14 protein-coding genes are annotated in these 17,562 nt (G+C 71.9%); 7 read left to right on the plus strand and 7 right to left on the minus strand.

What is annotated here, in order from left to right; translation table 11 throughout:
• The first annotated feature begins 102 nt into the window (after positions 1-102).
• Positions 103-609, plus strand: coding sequence for a helix-turn-helix domain-containing protein (locus ACZ7OH_RS30705; protein ID WP_470284000.1), 507 nt, complete (start codon positions 103-105; stop codon positions 607-609).
• A 16-nt stretch (positions 610-625) separates the two neighbouring features.
• Here ACZ7OH_RS30705 and ACZ7OH_RS30710 read toward each other — a convergent pair whose 3' ends face one another.
• Both ACZ7OH_RS30710 and ACZ7OH_RS30715 read right to left on the minus strand, forming a co-directional pair.
• The gene (locus ACZ7OH_RS30710; RefSeq protein WP_470284001.1) at positions 626-1,582 is read right to left on the minus strand and encodes an anti-sigma factor RsbA family regulatory protein; all 957 of its coding nucleotides are present in this window, start codon (positions 1,580-1,582) and stop codon (positions 626-628) included.
• Positions 1,583-1,854: 272 nt separating this feature from the next.
• Complete coding sequence (locus ACZ7OH_RS30715; protein ID WP_470284002.1) at positions 1,855-2,196, minus strand: DUF6292 family protein; 342 nt, start codon at positions 2,194-2,196, stop codon at positions 1,855-1,857.
• Positions 2,197-2,249: 53 nt separating this feature from the next.
• Here ACZ7OH_RS30715 and ACZ7OH_RS30720 point away from each other — a divergent pair, with 53 nt between their 5' ends.
• Together ACZ7OH_RS30720 and ACZ7OH_RS30725 are read left to right on the plus strand one after the other, a co-directional pair.
• Positions 2,250-2,762 carry a hypothetical protein gene (locus ACZ7OH_RS30720; protein WP_470284003.1) on the plus strand — a complete coding sequence of 171 codons (513 nt, stop codon included), beginning with the start codon at positions 2,250-2,252 and terminating at the stop codon, positions 2,760-2,762.
• A gap of 84 nt (positions 2,763-2,846) precedes the next feature.
• The gene (locus ACZ7OH_RS30725) at positions 2,847-3,587 is read left to right on the plus strand and encodes an ATP-binding protein (RefSeq protein ID WP_470284004.1); all 741 of its coding nucleotides are present in this window, start codon (positions 2,847-2,849) and stop codon (positions 3,585-3,587) included.
• 179 nt (positions 3,588-3,766) lie between these two features.
• On the opposite strand, the gene ACZ7OH_RS30730 is transcribed toward ACZ7OH_RS30725, so the two are convergent.
• A complete protein-coding gene (locus tag ACZ7OH_RS30730) occupies positions 3,767-4,615 on the minus strand; it encodes a helix-turn-helix transcriptional regulator (protein WP_470284005.1) in 849 nt (282 codons plus the stop codon).
• Positions 4,616-4,745: 130 nt separating this feature from the next.
• Here ACZ7OH_RS30730 and ACZ7OH_RS30735 point away from each other — a divergent pair, with 130 nt between their 5' ends.
• Genes ACZ7OH_RS30735 through ACZ7OH_RS30745 form a run of 3 tightly spaced genes read left to right on the plus strand, consistent with a single transcriptional unit; the run spans position 4,746 to position 9,184 of the window.
• A complete protein-coding gene (locus tag ACZ7OH_RS30735; protein ID WP_470284006.1) occupies positions 4,746-5,606 on the plus strand; it encodes an SDR family NAD(P)-dependent oxidoreductase in 861 nt (286 codons plus the stop codon).
• Positions 5,607-5,666: 60 nt separating this feature from the next.
• Complete coding sequence (locus ACZ7OH_RS30740; RefSeq protein WP_470284007.1) at positions 5,667-7,640, plus strand: hypothetical protein; 1,974 nt, start codon at positions 5,667-5,669, stop codon at positions 7,638-7,640.
• Positions 7,641-7,642: 2 nt separating this feature from the next.
• Entirely contained in the window at positions 7,643-9,184 is a 1,542-nt protein-coding gene (locus ACZ7OH_RS30745) for a hypothetical protein (protein WP_470284008.1), read from the plus strand.
• A gap of 3 nt (positions 9,185-9,187) precedes the next feature.
• Here ACZ7OH_RS30745 and ACZ7OH_RS30750 read toward each other — a convergent pair whose 3' ends face one another.
• A complete protein-coding gene (locus tag ACZ7OH_RS30750) occupies positions 9,188-10,099 on the minus strand; it encodes an NADP-dependent oxidoreductase (RefSeq protein WP_470284009.1) in 912 nt (303 codons plus the stop codon).
• Between the two features lie 77 nt (positions 10,100-10,176).
• Between ACZ7OH_RS30750 and ACZ7OH_RS30755 the strand changes: the two genes are divergently transcribed.
• Positions 10,177-10,746 carry a TetR/AcrR family transcriptional regulator gene (locus ACZ7OH_RS30755; RefSeq protein ID WP_470284010.1) on the plus strand — a complete coding sequence of 190 codons (570 nt, stop codon included), beginning with the start codon at positions 10,177-10,179 and terminating at the stop codon, positions 10,744-10,746.
• Here ACZ7OH_RS30755 and ACZ7OH_RS30760 read toward each other — a convergent pair.
• The 3 genes from ACZ7OH_RS30760 to ACZ7OH_RS30770 are packed head-to-tail and all read right to left on the minus strand — an operon-like array spanning position 10,730 to position 17,557.
• Positions 10,730-12,553 (minus strand): cupredoxin domain-containing protein, encoded by a 1,824-nt coding sequence (locus ACZ7OH_RS30760; protein ID WP_470284011.1) that lies wholly within the window; start codon positions 12,551-12,553, stop codon positions 10,730-10,732. The two genes, ACZ7OH_RS30755 and ACZ7OH_RS30760, sit on opposite strands and share 17 nt — an antisense overlap.
• Before the next feature lie 58 nt (positions 12,554-12,611).
• Positions 12,612-16,574 (minus strand): ThuA domain-containing protein, encoded by a 3,963-nt coding sequence (locus tag ACZ7OH_RS30765; RefSeq protein ID WP_470284012.1) that lies wholly within the window; start codon positions 16,572-16,574, stop codon positions 12,612-12,614.
• Positions 16,571-17,557, minus strand: coding sequence for a multicopper oxidase domain-containing protein (locus tag ACZ7OH_RS30770; RefSeq protein WP_470284013.1), 987 nt, complete (start codon positions 17,555-17,557; stop codon positions 16,571-16,573). The genes ACZ7OH_RS30765 and ACZ7OH_RS30770 overlap by 4 nt, the downstream gene beginning before the upstream one ends.
• Positions 17,558-17,562: the final 5 nt, after the last annotated feature.

The following is a 17,562-nucleotide window of genomic DNA, read 5'->3' on the forward strand; positions in this document are numbered from 1 at the left end:
AGCGGCAAGACCGGCCGGACACCCCTGTCGGCGCCCCGTTCGGACGCACTCGGAAACGGCCGCGGCGGATACACTCGACGTCCACCGGAAGGAGCGAAGATCGTGCGGGAGTCAGCCGGCCGGGCGCGCGGCGAATCGATCGAGGTCGTGCCGGTCGAAATCGTCACCGAGGTCTTTCCGGCCCGCCCGTCCTCCGTTCCGGGAATCCGCGAATTCGTCCAGCGGTCGCTGGCGGACGCGCCGCTCACCGAAGCCGAAGACCGCGCGGTGGGCAACACGATCCTGCGCGCCCTGCTCGACGCCGCCGGCCCGGCCGGCGTGCTGGAGGTCTCCTGCCGGAAGTACCCCGGGCGCGTCGAGTTCGACGTGGTCCCGGCCCGCGCCGCCCGGCCCGGCCCGGTCACCGCACCGCCGGCCGGACCGGCCGCGACCTTCGCCGACTGGCTGGCCGAAGCGTTGCGCGGCAAGGGGATCACGAAGGAGGCGGCGGCCGAGCGGCTGGGCGTGTCCGCGAAGACGATGACCCGGTGGCTCGGCGGGCAGACCGAGCCGCGGCTGCGCGACCTGCGCCGGATCGAGGACCAGTTCGGCGCGGTCCGGCTGCGCTGAAGCGACGGGTGTGTCCTCAGGCGGCGGAGTCGGGCATCGCCAGCTCGATGGTGCAGCCGGCGGCGTCGGAGCTGACGTCGAGCCATTCGCAGATCTGGTCGGTCATCCACAGGCTGGTGCCGGGCCGCGCCGCGGGCCGGAGCCCGTAGAAGGCGGGGCCGTCGACCGGCCGGTCGCTGTGCAGCGTGCACACCACCCGGCCGGCCGCCGGCCGCACCCGCACGGCCGCCCGGTCGATCCCGTGCTCGATCAGGTAGACGATCGCTTCGCCCACGGCGATGCCGAACATCGTCGCGGCCTCCGCCGAGCGCAGGAGCGCGCTCGCCCGGTCGAGCACGTGCCGCCGGACGGCGACCAGGTCGCCCTCGAAGCGGAAGAGATCGGCGCCGGTGCCGGGCGGCGAGACGACGCCGGCGCCGTCCGGGTCCGCGGGCGCCGTGAACCGCGGGGACGGCCGGATTTCGCCGCGCACCACGCATTCGGGGTGCGTGCGGCACGCGTCCGCGACCACGCCGGCGTCGACCGTCCTGGTGTCGTACGGGCAGATCATCCAGATCCGGGTGCCCGCCAGCGCCACGTTGAAGCCGGCCTCGGCGTGCGGCCAGGCGGCGTCGTCACCGGAACCGCCGGTCCGGTCGGGCTCGGCGACGACGCGGACCGCGCCGGTCGGCGCGGTGGACCGGTGCCGCGTCCAGTAGCGGTGCAGGGCTTCGGCGACCCGGCCCGGCCGCCGGCCGAAGTAGCCGGGCTCGGCGACGGCGATCCGATCGGCGTCGGCTCCCAGCACGGCGGTCAGCAACCGCAGGTTGGCCGTCGGCGTGGCGACCAGCACGGGCTCGCCGAGCTCCAGGCCGTCCCGCACGAACGGGACGGCCATCGCGAGGAACTCGGCGTCGCTGCCGTAGACGCAGCCCTGGTGCCGGAAACCGGCTGCCGCCGGTGCGGCACCGGTCGCCGGGGTGGTCTTGGGCACCGGGCCTCCTGAGAACTCACTTCGCCGGCTGTGGACGAGATCGCGATTTCCCCCGGAACTTCACGGATCGCTGGGAGCGTACTCGCGGACGGTCGATCCGGCTATTGCCTGGCGAATTGAATGCACCCGATCGGAGCAGGTGCCATTCCGGCAACAAGGTGGTTCTCACCTGCGCGGATCCGGTCAGATGTGTCCGCCGGACAGAAGTGTCCGCACCCATTTCGCGGCCGTTCGAAAACAATTTCCCCGAAACGCGGCCGGGTCGGCGGAAATCACACCGCCCGGAACAGGAATGGGGTCGCGGCCGGCCCCGCGCCGCCGGAAGCGCGGATCGCCGTGACGAAGCCGCGGACGCGGGCGGGCGCGGGGACCAGTTCGCCGCCGAGGTAGGCGAGCACCAGGAGGTCCTCACCGGAGTGGGTTTCGACGGCGAAGGCCCAGCCGTGGCGTTCGTCCCACAGCAGGGCGGTGTCCCGGCCGACGTGGCTGCGCACCCGCAGGTCGAGGGCAACGTACGCCGAAACGGGGTGGTCGACGCTCGCGGCGAGTCCAGAATGCCGCTTCCGCCACCGGGGTGTGGCGGCCGGACGCGTCGAGATATTCGATCTCGCCACCTTCGCTCAACGCCGCGGACTTCAGCGCGGCCCGCGCCGCCGGAGGCACCACCTTGTCCAGCAACGGCCGACGATTCGTGTGCCGCCGGAACACGGCTTCGGCAAGCTTGCGCTCCACGGCGGCGGCTTTCTCGTTGCCGTCCAACCGGATCACCGCGACCAAATCGGGCGCGGCCGGGTCCGGCAATCTGAAGGTTGAACGCCGCCGCACCGCAAGCGAGTCGGGCTTCCCGCCCGTGCGGGTCCGCTACGGTGAGGACGCGTTCGCGGTCGAGCCGGACTTCGATCAGGTCGTGTTCGATGACGAACCGCCAGGGCTGGGTTTATGCGGCGAAGGCGCGCGCACGGCCGAGGCGAGGGCCTGGTCGAACACGTCGGGCACCGGTCGGTTCATCGCGGCCTCCGGTTTCCGGACGGCGGACCACCCCGGCATCCCCGGCCCCGCGTCCGCCGGCGACGGTCGCCGGTCCCGACTTTTCCGGGACAAAGACCCGTCCCCCGCCGGGCGCGCACCCGCACGTGCTCGCCGCACGTGCGGATTCCCTTACCGGGTAACACTTTCGTGAAAGGTCCACCACTCTCAGCCACCCGGGTGAAAATCGCCCGGATCGTTCCGGGCCGTTGCGCGGACCGGCCCGCGGACTAACGTGGTGGCCATCGAACTGACAGCGAAACCCCACGCCACCAGCGTCTTGGCCACGGCCCGCGGGCAGCTCGACCTGGCCGGGTACGCGGTGCTGCGGGACGGCCTGCTCAAGATCGCCGCCGACGTGCCGCGCGGCCTGATCGCCGACGTCAACGACCTCACCATCGGCGCGGGCTCGCCCGCGGCGGTGTTCCCGCTCGTCGCCTCCCGCATCAGCGACTGGCCCGGCGTCCCGTTCGGGTTGGTGACCCGGCACCCGGACCACCTGCGGCTCTTCCGCCGGTTTGCCACCGATCGGTTCATCTCGGTGAGCCCGGACGCCGACGCGGCCGAAAGCGCGTTGCTCCGTCCCGTCCGGCGGGGAGCCCGCCGGGACGTCCCCCGCTCCCCCAACGCGGAGGACGTCGCGCGCGAGTTCGTCCGGCAGCGCTGCCTCGACTGGGCGGTCCCCCAGCTGATCTACGACGGCACGTTGATCGCCGCGGAACTGGTCCGCAACGCGATCCAGCACACGGAGTCGGTGCCCCAGATCCGGCTGGACCTGCGCCGAGAGCTGCTGTCGGTCTCGGTCTCCGACGACGACCCGAGCCCCGCGACGGTCCTCGAGCGGCTCGACCCACGCGACCCGGGACTCGGCCTGCGCATAGTCGCCCACGCCGCCCAGGCCTGGGGCAGCAGCCGACGCTGGTCGGGAGGGAAGGTCGTCTGGGCGGTGCTGCGGGTCAGCCGCGGCGACGCGGACTGAGCGGTCCACAGTGGACCGCTCAGGCGCGGCTCGTGCCGATCGCCCGCGAAACCGACCTGGAGAAGCCCGCGCCCGGCCGCCGTCGCAGGTGCGCTACTCAAGCCCGCCTCGGCGTGCCCACGCCGCGGCAGCGCCGCTCGCGCAGGCGTACTCGGGGTTCATTTGAGCGCCGGGAACCGTCACTCCGCGGCGAAGCTCTCCGTGCCGAGCACCGCGAGCAGCGCCAGCTTCTCGTGGCTTTCGGTCCCCGGCGTCGCGGTGAAGACGAGCAGCGACTGGCCTTCGTCCGGCTCCAGCAACACCTGGCAATAGAGATCGAGCCGCCCGACCTGGGGGTGGGTGAACCGCTTCGTTTCGCTCCACCGCAGGGCCACTTCGTGGCGTTCCCACAGCCCGGCGAACTCGTCGCTGACGCGTCGCAGGGCTTCGGCCAGCTCCGCCGCCGCCGAGCCGGGTCCGTCGCGCGTGACCGCTCCGCGCAGCTGTGCGACGGTGATCCGGCTGTTCTTCTCGTGCTCGGACGGGTCGTACCGCGAGCGAGCGGCCGGGTCGGTGAACCAGCGGTACGCCGCGCTGCGGGCGTTCCCCGTGTAGCGGGTCTCGTCGCCGAGCAGCGCCACCGCGGACGGCGTCTGCAGCAGCGTCTCGCCCAGCGGGCCCAGCACCTGGGCGGTGGTGCCCGCCAAGCCGTCCATGATCCGCATCAGCCCGGGGCTCACGTGCCGGGCCCGCAGCTCGCGCCGGGCGGCGCGGTAGCCGGCGAGCAGGAACAGGTGATCGCGCTCGGCGGGCGTCAGCCGCAGGCCGCGGGCGATGGCCGCGACCATCGGTTCCGACGGCTGCGGCCCGGTGCCGCGTTCCAGCCGGGCGAAGTAGTCGGCGGACATGGCGCACAGCTGCGCCACCTCCTCGCGCCGCAGGCCCGGCGCTCGGCGGCGGTGCCCGCGGCCGAGCCCGACGTCCTCCGGCTGCAGCGCCGCGCGTCGGGTGCGCAGGAACGCGCCCAGTGAGGCGAGGTCGAAGCTCATGGTCACCATCGTCGACGAACGGACCGGGCTTAGCCACGGTCTGCCAGTCAGTGGCTGAGCGCGTCCTTCCGCCGCTCGCGGCCACCGCGTTCACTCGCCGAATCGATCGGACTTCGAGTGAGGAGCGGAAATGACCAAGTGGACGACGGACGACCTGCCGGACCTGGGCGGGCGGACGGTGGTGGTCACCGGCGCGGGCCGCGGCCTGGGGCTGATCACGGCGCGGGAGCTCGCCCGCGCCGGCGCCCGGGTCGTGCTGGGGGTGCGGGACGTCGGCAAGGCCCGCACGGCGGTCGCCGGCCTGCCCGGCACCTTCGACGTCCGGCCGCTGGACGTGGCGGACCTGGCGTCGGTGCGGGCGTTCGCGGGCTCGTGGTCCGGCCCGCTCGACGTCCTGGTCAACAACGCCGGCGTGATGGACGTCCCGGCCGCGCGGACGGCCGACGGGCTCGACCGGCAGACCACCACCAACCACACCGGCCCGTTCCTGCTGACGAACCTGCTGCTCGGGCACGTCACCGACCGCGTCGTGCACGTCACCAGCCAGCTGCACCGGCAGGGCAAGCTCGACCTCGGCGACCTGGACTGGCGGACGCGCGCCTACCACGGGATGGCCGCCTACCAGGCGTCGAAGCTGGCGGTGGTGCTGTTTTCCCTGGAGCTGCAGCGCCGGCTGGACGCGGCGGGCAGCCCGGTCCGCTCGGTGCTGGCCAGCCCGGGGATCGCACGCACCGCGCTGGCCGCGCACTCGCGGTCGAACGTCGTCAACCGCTTCAAGTTCCTCACCAACTCACCGGAACAGGGCGCGCTGTCGGTGCTCTACGCCGCCACGGCGGACGTACCCGGCAACGCCTACGTCGGGCCGGACGGACCGGGCGGCCTGCGCGGCGGCCCGGCGGTGCGCCGCGCGGGCAAGGCCGGCCTCGACGCGGAGCTGGCCCGCCGCCTGTGGGACGCGACCGACGGCCTCCTGAACGCGGCAAACCGGTGAAGCGGGACGGGATTTCGCGTTCGCTCGTATCCGGCACCGGTACCTCCTACTCTCACAGGAGTGGACGGCATCGACAGTCTCCGGCACGCCATCGAGACCATTCCCATTCCCGGCGCCCCGCCCCGCCTGTCGCGGCAAGGGGCCGCCGTCGGGCTGGCCCTGCTCGACACCTCCTTGCGGCTCAACCACGTGCGCCGGCTCACCGAGCGGCTGACCGTCGTCGAGCACGGCACCGCCCGGCGCAGCACCGAGGTCGACGTCAGCCTGAAGCTGCTCGACGAAGGCCAGCGGCAGGCCACCGCGCAGCTGCAGGACCTCATCGGCCGCGAACACGGCGAGCGCGCCGCGTCCAGACCCGTGCGACAGCGGTCCCTGTGGGTGCCGCTCGCCCGGCTGCCGCGCCGGGACGTCTCCCCCGTCGACGTCTTCGACAGCTCCGGCCAGAAACTGCCGCGGCTGACGCAGCACGAGGCGTCGCGGCTCGTCGCCGCCGGGCTCTACCGGCTGCTGCGCGGCATCCTCGCCAGCGACGAAAACGCGCAGACCGCCAAGCACGAGCTGAACACCTTCCTGTTCCAGGTGCACGAGCCCCGCTGGCTCATCCAGCAGGCGCTGCTGACGCTGCTCACCGAACGGAACCACCCCGAAGCGGAGTTCACGCTGGCGCCGGCCGGCGGCACCATGCCCGGGTACGGGCGCCAGTGCCGGGAACTGGCGCTGGACATCCTCGCCGGTTATTCGGAACTGCTGGTCGAATACGCGTACCTGCTCAACGTCGCCGTCCGCGACTACATGCTGGTGGTCGCCCTCGACGACTCGGTCGAGGAACACCGGCTCAGCTACGAAACGCCGTTGCACGTCGACGCGCGGCGGCCCGTCGCGCAGGAGCAGTGGCGGCGGCTGGCCTCCAGCCGGCGCGGCTACGTCGTGAGCTACGAGACCACGATCCCGGCGACGCTGAAGTCCTACCACCTGGTGGCCCGCACCGCGCCGGAAGCCGAGATCTCGCGGATGTACCTGTCCACCGACGCCGACCAGCACCAGGTCGACGGGCTGGCCGAAGACCTGGTCTCGCTGGCCGAACGGCAGGACGCCGCGCCGCTGCAGGAAGCCGACGGCGCCCGGCACAAGATCCTCGAGCTGCAGGCGCAGACCGTGCTGCGCCGGCTCGCCGACCTGCTGCGCCGCCGCAAGTGGGAGGCCGGCCAGTCCGGGGTGGAGCTGTCCTCGCTCAGCCTGCCCGCCTGCCACAAGCTCGCCGCCGCGGCCACGACCGGCGAGGCCGTCCGGACCGACTCGGGCGAGCTGGACAACTCGCTGCGGCGCCACCCCGAGTTCACCGCCGCGAACCTGCGCGAGGCCGCGCGCGAGCTGACCGACCGGGAGTTCGGGCAGGACCTCGTGCTGGTCAACGGCATCGCCGAGGACGAGGCCCGCGCGTACTGGCGCCGCTCCGGCGGCCGCGACCCGCGCGGCGACCACGTCCGCGTGCGCGCGACGCTCGTGCTCAAGGACTCCACGAAGTCCGGCCCGCTCAACGTGACGTTCTACGCGCTCGCCGTCGCGGCGGTTTCGTTCGTGCTCGGCTGGATGCTCGTGGGCAGCCCCTGGCCGTACGGCCGGGCCGCCACCGAAGCGCTCGGCCACATCGGCGACGGCCAGTCGGTGATCACCATGCTGCTGCTGTTGCCCGGTTTCCTCTACAGCCGCCTGTCGCTGCCGCCGCGCCGGACCGTGCTCGGCTACCTCGGGACGCTGCCGCAGGCGCTCGTCCAGCTGAGCATCGCGGCCGTCGCCGCGTTCGCCGCCGCCGTGGCGACGCAGAGCCGCGGCGAAGTCGTGCAGGCCACGCTCACGGTCGCGGTGGGGCTGCCGGTGCTCGCGGCGCTGGTGCTGTTCGGCCAGGCGTCGTGGCGCGAGTCGGCGATCCCGTTGTCGCGCATCGGGGCGCCGCGGTGGGCGGGCACCGGCGCGTGGAACCGCCGCAAGCCGCTGGAAGCCGACGTCCGGTTCGACTCGTCCGGGGGGTGGTGAAGGTGCGCAGCCGGCGCGTCTCCGTGCGGAACGTAGCCGACCTCGCGCGGGCCGGCTTCGAGATCGCGCGGCAGCCGGTGACCAAAGTGGACTTCGAAGTGCACCACGCGCTGGCCCGCCACGGCTACCTGCGCGACCTCGTGTCCGCGGACGCCGACAGCGCGGTGTTCCTCGAGACGCTGCGCTCGGCGACGAACGGCGCCGGCGTCGTGATCGGCACCCGCACCCGCAAACCCTTGGACGGCACCGAAGCCATCGAGCACAGCGACGGCCGGCAGCCGGCGGAGCGCCCGGAGGAGACCGCGGGCAGCTGGGTCTTCCGCCAGACGACCTCGCCCAACCCGACGTTCATCTACGAGTCCGCGCAGACGTTCGAGGGCCTGATCGCGGTCGACCCGGGCGCGCGCGAGGTGTGCGAGTGGCACGGCCTGGCGGTCCGCGACCTGGTGCGCGAGATCTCCGACGCGGCGTCGGCGCTGATCGACGCGCCGCTGCTGTCGCTGCAGTGCCCGGCCCAGCTGCCGACGATCGTGAAGACCCGCAACCACGACCTGAGGACCCGCAAGGAGGTGGCACCGCCGTGCTCGTCGCTGGCGGTCCGGTTCGCGATCGCGCTGCGGGACGTCTCCGCGGCGGCGCGGTTCGAGCTGGCCGACCGGTTCCGGGAGCTGTGCGAGAAGCACGGGTACAGCTTCTGGCTCGCCGACACGCGGCCGGGGCACCGGCAGGGCAACTGGTTCGAGGTCTACCACGCCGAGGGCGAGTTTTCCCCGCTGTACAAGGGTGATCTCCGGTCCCGCCAGCGGATCGGGACGTGCCTGCCGGTGACGTTCGTCGGCCCGGCGCGGATCGGCTCGACGCACGCGATCGCGTCGTTCCTGCAGCGCTACCCGCAGGTGGGGGTGGTCGGCTGCGCGGGCACGACGCTGTCGGACGTGGCGTTCGTCCACCTCCAGCTGTCGATCCAGGGCGTCGCGGCGGACCGGCTCAACCGCATCCTGACGAAGCTGCTGGGCGAGTCGACGACCCCGGCCCGCCCGCACAAGCTGCTGCGCGAGCTGTTCAAGCGCCTCGGCCTGCCCCCGGACCCGGAGGAGGCGAGCGGCTCGTCCGCCGACCCGACGGCGGACTACCAGACGTTCGCGGGCCCGGCGCTGCCGTACCGCCCCTACCAGATGCCGGAGAGCATGGCGGTGTGGGTGTCGTGGGAGATCGCCCGCCAGCACCGCGGCTTGGCGGCGCCGCTGGACTGCTTATACCGCGCGTTGGCCCAGGTGGCCTCGGCGGGCGACCTGGCGACGGTCGAGTACCTGATCTGCCGGGCGACGGAGCAGTCGGTGGTCCGGGGGAAGGCGAAGCTGGCGGTGCCGAAGTCGGTGCTGAAGCAGTTCACGGCGGGCGGGGTGGAGCTGCCGGCGTCCAAGCTGTGCGCGTCGCTGGAGGAGGCTTGGAAGGCGCAGGTGGACCGGTCCGGCGTGGACGGCGTCAGCGAGTTGACGGTGGCGTGGCGCGAGTCCTGGCTCGGCCACTGGACGTACTCGTGAGCGTCACAACGTCAGCACGACCTTGCCGTGCACGTGGCGCCCCGCCTGCAGCTCCACCGCCTCGCGCACCCGCTCGAGCGGGAACGTCGCCGCGATCGGGACCACCAGCTCGCCCGCCGCGATCGCGTCCGTGATCTTCTTCAGCTCGGCCGGGCCCGCGTCGATCCCGCCCGTCGCGCGCACACCACCAGGCGGGTTCGGACCCGCCGCGATCGTCGAGATCCGCGAAGGCGCCACCCCCAGCGAGAGCGCCGCCGACGCCGTCTCCGTGCCGAACAAGTCCGTCGCCGCCGTGGGCTCGAAGGCGCGCACCCGATCCGCCAAGCCCGGGCCGTAGGCCACCGGCTCCGCGCCCAGCTCGCGCAGGAACTCGAACGTCGCCGGGGCCGCCGTTCCGATCACCCGCGCGCCCGCCGAGCGGGCCAGCTGGACCGCGAACACCCCCACACCGCCCGCCGCGCCGCCGATCAGGACCGTGTCCTCCGGCCGCAGGTCGATCGCCGCCAACGCCGCCGCGGCCGTGAGACCGGCCACCGGGAGCGTGGCCGCCACGAGGTCGGGGATGCCCTCCGGAGTCGGCCAGAGCGTCTCGGCCGGCGTCCGCACCACCGCGAAGTCGGCCGCCGCCGAGGCCATCACTCCACCGAACACGCGCTGCCCGACCGAAAAGCCCGTCGCGCCCGGGCCGACCTCGTCGACCACCCCCGCCAGGTCGTAACCGAACCCGGCCGGCACCGTCACCCCGAACTGCGCCGCCAGATCCCGGTGGGTCGCCAGCCCCCAGTCCATCGGGTTCAGGCCGGCCGCCGCCACGCGGACGCGGATCTCGCCCGGCCCCGCGTGCGGCTCCGGTACCTCGCGCACTTGCAGGACTTCGGGACCGCCGAACTCTTCGTAAACCACCGCACGGCTCATGGGCCACCTCCGAGTGATGAGACTTGGTCCCATCACCGTACACGAGATGACGGGACCAAGTCCCGTACACTCGGGCCATGGCCCGCTGGCAGCCCCACGCCCCGGAGCGGCTCGTCGTCGCCGCGCTCGACCTGTTCGAGGAACGCGGCTACGAGAACACCACCGTGATCGAGATCGCCGAACGCGCCGGGCTGACGAAGAGCACCTTCTTCCGGCACTTCCCGGACAAGCGCGAGGTGCTCTTCGGCGGCGACGCGATGGCCGGGCTCCTCGCCGGCGGCATCGCCGACGCCCCGGCCGGCGCCACCCCGCTCGAAGCCGTCGCCCACGCTCTCGACACCGTCGGCCGGCAAGCCTTCACCCCCGAACGCCGCGAGTTCAGCGCCCGGCGGCGGGCGGTCATCGCCGCCAACCCGGAGCTGCGGGAACGCGAAGCACTGAAGGGTCTCGGGCTCACCGCGGCGATGGCCGAAGCCCTCGAACACCGCGGTGTCTCCGACCCGGCCTCCCGCGTGGCCGCCCAGCTCGGCGCGCTCGTCATGACGCTCGCCTACGAACGCTGGTGCGACCCCGCCGAGAAAACCGGGTTCGGCGAGGCCGCACGAGACGCTCTCCGCGACGTGCAAGCGGCTACAGCGGCTTCCTGACGTCGTTGGCCCGGGCGCCGGCGGTGGGAGCGCCCCCGATGTCCGACTCGATCGCCGCCGTCACGATCCGGTTGCGGTCACCCGAGGACAGCACCCCGGTGCCGACCAGTTCCCGGGTCACCGCCTTGACGTGCTTGACGAACCGGTCGTGCGACGCGTACTCCGCGTTCGCGTCGATGACGTCGTTGATCGTGCAGCCGTTGCCGATGTCGATGTTCTCGACCTGGCTGTCGATCTCGCCGATCACCACGGTCTCCCGGGTGTCCGAGACCGGGCAGGCGTCCGGTGGCGGCGGGGCCGCGACCACCGTGAACGTCCCCGGCGCCTCCGCCGAGACGTTCCCGGCGACGTCCGTGGCCCGCGCCCGCACCGTGTGCTCGCCCAGCGCGGTCAGCACCACCGGCGCGGTGTACCGCGTCCACACTCCACTGTCCACTTTGTACTCGATCGAGGCCGCCCCGGACTCCGGGTCGACGGCGGACAGCGTCACGGTCGCCTGCCCGACGAAGTCCCAGTTGCCGTCCTGGTTCCCGGTCACCTGCATCGAAACCACCGGCGCCGTCGTGTCGCCGCCCGCGACCACGGTGAACGCCACACTCCCCTCGGCGGACGCGTTCCCGGCGACGTCGCGAGCGCGATAACCCACCGTGTGTGCTCCGGCCGACGAAACCTGGACCGGCGCGGAATAAGCCGTCCACGCTCCACTGTCTACTTTGTACTCCACCGCGGCGACGCCGGACCCGGTGTCCGAAGCCGTCACCGTCACGACGGCCTTGCCGACGTAGTTGCCGTCCGCGTCCTGCGTTCCGGCCACGGAAGCCGCCACGGTCGGCGCGGTCGTGTCGCGCTTGACCACGGTGAAGCTCGACATGCCCTCCGGTGAGGTGTTCCCGGCGGTATCGGTCGCCCGGAAGTGGACCATGTGAGCACCCGCGCCCGTCACCGGAACCGGCGCCGAATACGAGGTCCACGCGCCGCCGTCCAGCTGGTACTCCACCGAAGCGACCGCGGAATCGGCGTCGGTCGCCGTCAGGGTGACCGTGGCCGCGTCGAGGTAGTTGCCCGCCGGATCCCGATCACCCGCGAGAGAAGCGGTCACCGTCGGCGGCGTCGTGTCTCCCTGGCCCTCGACGACGGTGAAGTGCGCCATCCCCTCCGGCGACGTGTTCCCGGCGACGTCGGTGGCCCGGTAGTGCAGCATGTGCATGCCCACCGCGGAAACCACCACCGGCGCCGAGTACGTGGTCCACGTGCCGCCGTCGAGCTGGTACTCGACCGACGCCACGCCGGATCCCGCGTCGGTGGCCGACAGCGAAACCGTGGCCGACCCGATGTAGTTGCCCGACGGGTCGCGATCTCCCGCCACGGACGCGGTCACGACCGGCGCGGTCGTGTCGCCACCGCCGTCGGAGACGACGAACTCCGCCACCATCGCCGTGTGGCCGGGGATCGTGCAGAAGTACCGGTACTTGCCCGGCGTGAGCGTCACGACGGCCTCGTGCCGGCCGTTCTGGGGGTCGAACGGGTTGGCCAGGATGTTCAGCGAGACGTCGTGGTTGTAGCCCGGCGTCGAGGTGTCGAACGTCAGGGTGTGCGACATCCCCGTCGTGTTGCCGGTGGCTTCGCTGTTCTCGAAGACGATGGTGGTCTCGCCGGGCAGCGCGCCGCTGGGCGCGGACGCGTATTCGGTGGTGCTGTTGCTCCCGGTCCAGGTCAGCGTCTGGACCGGCGCCGCCACGGCGGGCGTGGCCAGTCCGAGCAGCACCAGGAAAGCGGCCAGCAGCACGGCGATCGGTCGTGGGGACATCGCGGGAAAACCTTCCTGGGAGGGAAGGGGGCCGGACGCGCGCCCGGCCCCCTTCGCGCTACAGCTGCCGCACCCGGATGTTGCGGAACTCGATCAGGTCGTTGTCGCTGTGGTTCTGCAGCCCGATGAACCCGCTGACGAACTGCCGCAGGTCGGTCGGCGGGTCACCCGCCCGCGACGACTGCCGGCCCGGCGTGTTGTCGAACTCGTTGATCACCACGCCGTTGCGGATCATCGTGTAGTGCTGCCCGACGACCTTGATCTCGTACTCGTTCCACGTGCCCTTCGGCCGGGCGCCCGCCTGGTCGAGCGGGCGCGGGTCGAAGTTGTAGACCGACCCGGTCTTCTGCGGCTCACCGGAGTCGCCGTCGTAGATCTGGATCTCGTGACCGCAGTAGATGGCCACCCAGGCCTGCGACGTCCGCGCCGACCCGACCGTCCCGCAGCTGCCCGGCGGCCGCTGCTCCAGGGGTGTCCGCGGGTCCGGGAACCGGACGAACACGCCGCTGTTGGCCCGGTTCGGGTCGGGGGCGATGTCCTTGAACTGCACCTTCACCGAGAAGTCGCCGAACTGCCGCTGGGCGTACCAGAGCATGCCCAGCCCGCCGGCCGAGCGGATCGACCCGTCGGGCTGCAACGTGAACTGCCCGGACGGCGCCTGTTCCCAGCCGCGCAACGACGCCGCTGTGCCGTCGAACAGCGCCTCGTAGCCCGTCGTGCCCGCCTTCCCGATCGGCGACGCCTCGGCCGCCGCGTTCAGCTCGGCGGACTCGTCGGCGTTGAGGACCCCGAGGTCGGACAGCGTCTCGGTGGCCTGCTCGACGTGGTTTACGAACGCCGCGTGGGTGGACCACACGCCTTCGTCGTCGATGAAGTCGTCGACCGTGCAGCCGCCGCCGGCGTTGCGGTTGACCACCTTCGTGAGGGTGTCGCCCAACGTCACCACCGGGCTCGGGTCGGCCACCACGCAGCCGACGTTCACCGACGTCCGGGTGGTCACCGCTTCGCCGTCCGCGTAGGTCACGGTCAGCTTGGCGGTGAAGAGGCCGGTGCGCGGGTAGGTGTGCCGCGGGTCGGCCTGGGTGGACACCGAGCCGTCGCCGAACTCCCAGCGGTAGGACACGCCGCCGGACTTCGAGCCGGTGAACGCCGCCGTCAGCGCCTTGTTCTGCACCATCGTCGACGACGCCGCCGGCGCCGGGGTCGGCGCGCCACCCGTGTAGCTGATCTTCAGCAGCTTCTGGTTGGCATCCAGGGAAAAGAACCCGTTGCCGTAGTCCAGGACGTACAGCGCGCCGTCCGGGCCGAACTTGGCGTCCATCCAGCTCTGCACGCGGTTGTCACCCGCACCGCCCGGGATGATCTGCCGGAACGTCTCGCCGAACACCGGCGGCTGGTGCGTCGGCACGCCCGCCGGGTCGACGGTGACCGCGACGCGGTTCTGCGCGTTCGACTCGTCGCCGATGAACCACTTGTTGTCCCAGTACGCCGGCCACGCGACGCCGCTGTTCGTGTTGACCAGCGAACGGTGGTACGTCGGCCCGGACATGATCGCCTGGCCGCCGCCCCGCAGGTACGGCTGGGTGTAGGTGGCGTCCGCCGCGACGTAGGTCGGGATGGACGAACCCGGCCGCTTCGGGAAGACCGGGCCGCCGCCGTCCGGCGAGTACCAGATCATGTTGTCCTTGATCGGCGGCAGGTTCACCAGACCGGTGTTGCGCGGCGAGGTGTTGACCGGGTTGTCGCAGTCGTACCAGCCGGTCAGCTCCGCGGCGTTGGTGCTGCTGCGGTCGCGGTAGGGCTGCCGGTTGCCCATGCAGTACGGCCAGCCGTGGTTGCCCGCCTCGGTGATGATCGTCGCCGTCTCGTACTTCGCCGGGCCCAGCTCCGGGCTCGGCGAGGACGCGTCGGGGCCGACCCAGCCCGCGGTCATCCAGTTGTGCACCGGGTCGATCTGCAGACGCGAGATGTTGCGGACGCCCATCACGTAGATCTCCGGGCGCGTCTTGTCCGCCGGTCCTCCTCCGAACAGGTTGCCCTGCGGGATCGTGTAGGTCCCGTTCGCCTCCGGGTGGATGCGCAGGATCTTGCCGTCCAGGTCGTTCGTGTTGCCCGCCGTGCGGCGCGCGTCCTGGAACGAGAGGCCCTTGTAGTCCAGCGTCCAGTTGTTGCCGGAGTAGCCGTTCGAGCCGCCCGAGGAGTTGTTGTCCCCGGACCCGATGTAGAGGTTGCCGTCCTTGTCGAACGCCATGCCGCCGCCGGCGTGGCAGCAGCTGTGGATCTGGACGTCCCAGGACAGCAGGTCCTTGCGGGTCGCCTGGTCGAGCGTCTGCGCGGTGAGGTTGTAGGTGAACCGCGAGACCGTGCGCTTGCCGATCCGCTTGTCGCGGTCGATCGACTCGTGCGGCATCCAGTAGGCGTACATGTAGCCGTTTTCGGCGAACTTCGGGTCCAGCGTCAGCCCGAGCAGGCCCTCTTCGTTCTTCACGAGCTCGTCACCGCTGCCGCGGTTGCCCATCACGCGCAACGTCGTGAGCAGCTTCGGCTTCTTGGTGACCGGGTCCCACTGGTGGATCGTGCCGCAGCCGAGGCCGACGTTCGGGTCGTCCCAGCTGACCACCGGCCCGGTCGGGCAGGCCGCCTTGCCGATGTAGAACACCTTGCCGTCGGGGGCGATGGTCAGCCCGTGCGGCTCGCCGATCTGGTCGAGCTGCCCGGCCGCGTTCTTGCCGGTCAGCCGCTCGACCTTGTAGTTCGCGGCGATCCCGGCCTGGCAGTCGCCGCGCACCATGCCGGTCGTCCAGCGCAGGGCGCCGAGCAGGTGCATGCGGAACTGGTCTTCGCCGTAGGACCCCTCGGTGCGGCCCATGCCGGTGTAGAAGGAGCGGCCGCCGTCGTAGTCGCGGCACCAGGAGATCGGGTGGAACGCGCCGTTCGCGCCGACGCCCGGGTTGTAGCCCTTCTCCTCGACCTGCGCGACCGTGTGGACGGTCCCGACCGGGTTGGTCTCCCAGTTGAGCCAGCGGTCGGTGCGCGTCCAGTTTTGCGGCAGCCCGGCGGTGGCCGGGTGCTGCGCGTCGAGCACGTCGATCACGGCCTGCTGCGGCGCCGGTTCGGGCGGCGGCGGGGTCGTCGAGGTGTCCTTGAACAGCTTGAGGTCGGCGAGCTGGATGAGCGGCTCACCCGAGTTCGCGGTGATGTTCAGCCGGTAGTTCGGGTACACCGTCGTGTTGGCGAAGGTGAAGGTCCGAGTCTGGAACCGGTCGGTGAACACCTCGTTCGTGCGCGTGTCCAGGTCGACCCAGGTGCTCCCGTCGGCCGAACCCTGCAGGGTCCAGTTCTTCGGGTCGCGGCCGGGGAAGTCGTTGGCCGACACCAGGGAGTAGCTGCTGACGGCGACCGGGGTGGCCATCTTGTAGGCCGCCCAGCCGGTGGTGGCGAACGTCAGCCACTTGGTGTTCTCGTTGTTGTCGGCCAGCTTCTCCTTGGTCTCGTTCGGCGGGTTCTCCGCGCTCGCGGTCACCGACGCCACCGCTTCGGGCGTCGGACGGGCGCCGACCGGCCGGGCGCCGATCAGCCCGGTGAACCACTGGGACGAGTCCTGCGCGCGGGCCGCGTCGGAGACGCCGAGGAACCCGCCGCCGCCCTTCATGTACGCCTGCAGCGCGCCTTCCTGGTCCCGGCTGAGCGGCACGCCCTGCGCGGACAGGAACACGACCCCGCGGTACTTCGCGAGGTTGGCGGTGCTGAACACGGCCGGGTCCGAGGACGCCGTGACCGTGATCCCGTTGTCCGTGCCCAGCCGCGCGATCGCGTCGGCCGCGCGCAGCACCGGGTCCTTCTGGTCCGCCGCCACGCCGTGGAAGACCAGCACGTTCACGGGCACGTTCACCACGGCGGGCGCGGCCTGCGCCACCGGCATCGTGATCAGCGGGGCCCCGGCCGCCAGGACCGAACCGATGGCGAGCACGACCGCGCCGCGCCTGCCGAACCATCGTCTTTTCATAGCTCCCGTCCTCATGCGTGTGTCCGGCCGTCGGGGTTCATGTCGTGCCCGGCGTGGCCGTGCGCCTTGAACCGGTCGATCGCGTCCTGCGCCCCGTCGGGGAGGCTGCCGTCGGCGTTGCGGACCAGGAACAGGCCCACCATCCCGCCGTCGGAGTGGGTCTGGACGTGGCAGTGGTACATCCACACCCCCGGCCCGACGCCCTCGCCGGCGATCACCTGGAAGCCGAACGAGCTGCCGGGGTCGAGGTTCTTGTTGTCGACGGTCTGGGCGTTGTCGCTTGCGCTGCCGAGCATCCCGGTGCGGGTGTCGGCCCAGCGGTGGGCGTGCAGGTGGAACGTGTGCGGCAGGCTGCCGTACCCGATGCAGACCCACTCGACGCGCTCGCCGAGCCGCGCCTCGAGGATCGGCGTGTCCGGCGCCATCTTGTGGTTGATCATCATCTCGTTGAACACGACCGTGTACTGCTTGCTCGGCAGCAGGTCGCCGCGCTTGCGCACGATCAGCCCGCCGTAGAGCCCGCGGGCGAGACCGGCCGTGCCGTGGTCGGTGCCCATCGCGTGGTCGTGGTAGTGCCAGTAGCCGGCGTTGCCCGGCATCCAGAACCCGCCGCCGGCGTCGTACCGGGTCCGGGTCTTCCAGGTGTAGGTCCGCGTCTCGCCCGGTTTGTTGAACGACGCGTTGAGCGGGGCGCCGTCGGAGCCGGTGTCGTAGTTGACGCCGTGCGGGTGGATCGACAGCCGCTGGTCGGTCCGGTTGACCAGTTCGATCTCGAGGGTGTCGCCCTCGTAGATCTCCAGCAGCGGCCCCGGGATCGTGGCCTTGCCCGGCTCGAGGCCGTAGCCGTAGAGGCCGCCGGGCAGGGCTTCGGCGTAGATCGTGATCTGGCGGGTCAGGCCCGCGGCCGCCGCCGTCCCGGCCGTCGCGGCCAGCCCGACGGCGGGCGCGAGCACGCCCGCGGCGGTTCCGGCCAGCATCGACCGACGTGACACTCGCATGTGGA

The organism is Amycolatopsis sp. NPDC114478, from assembly GCF_055633805.1.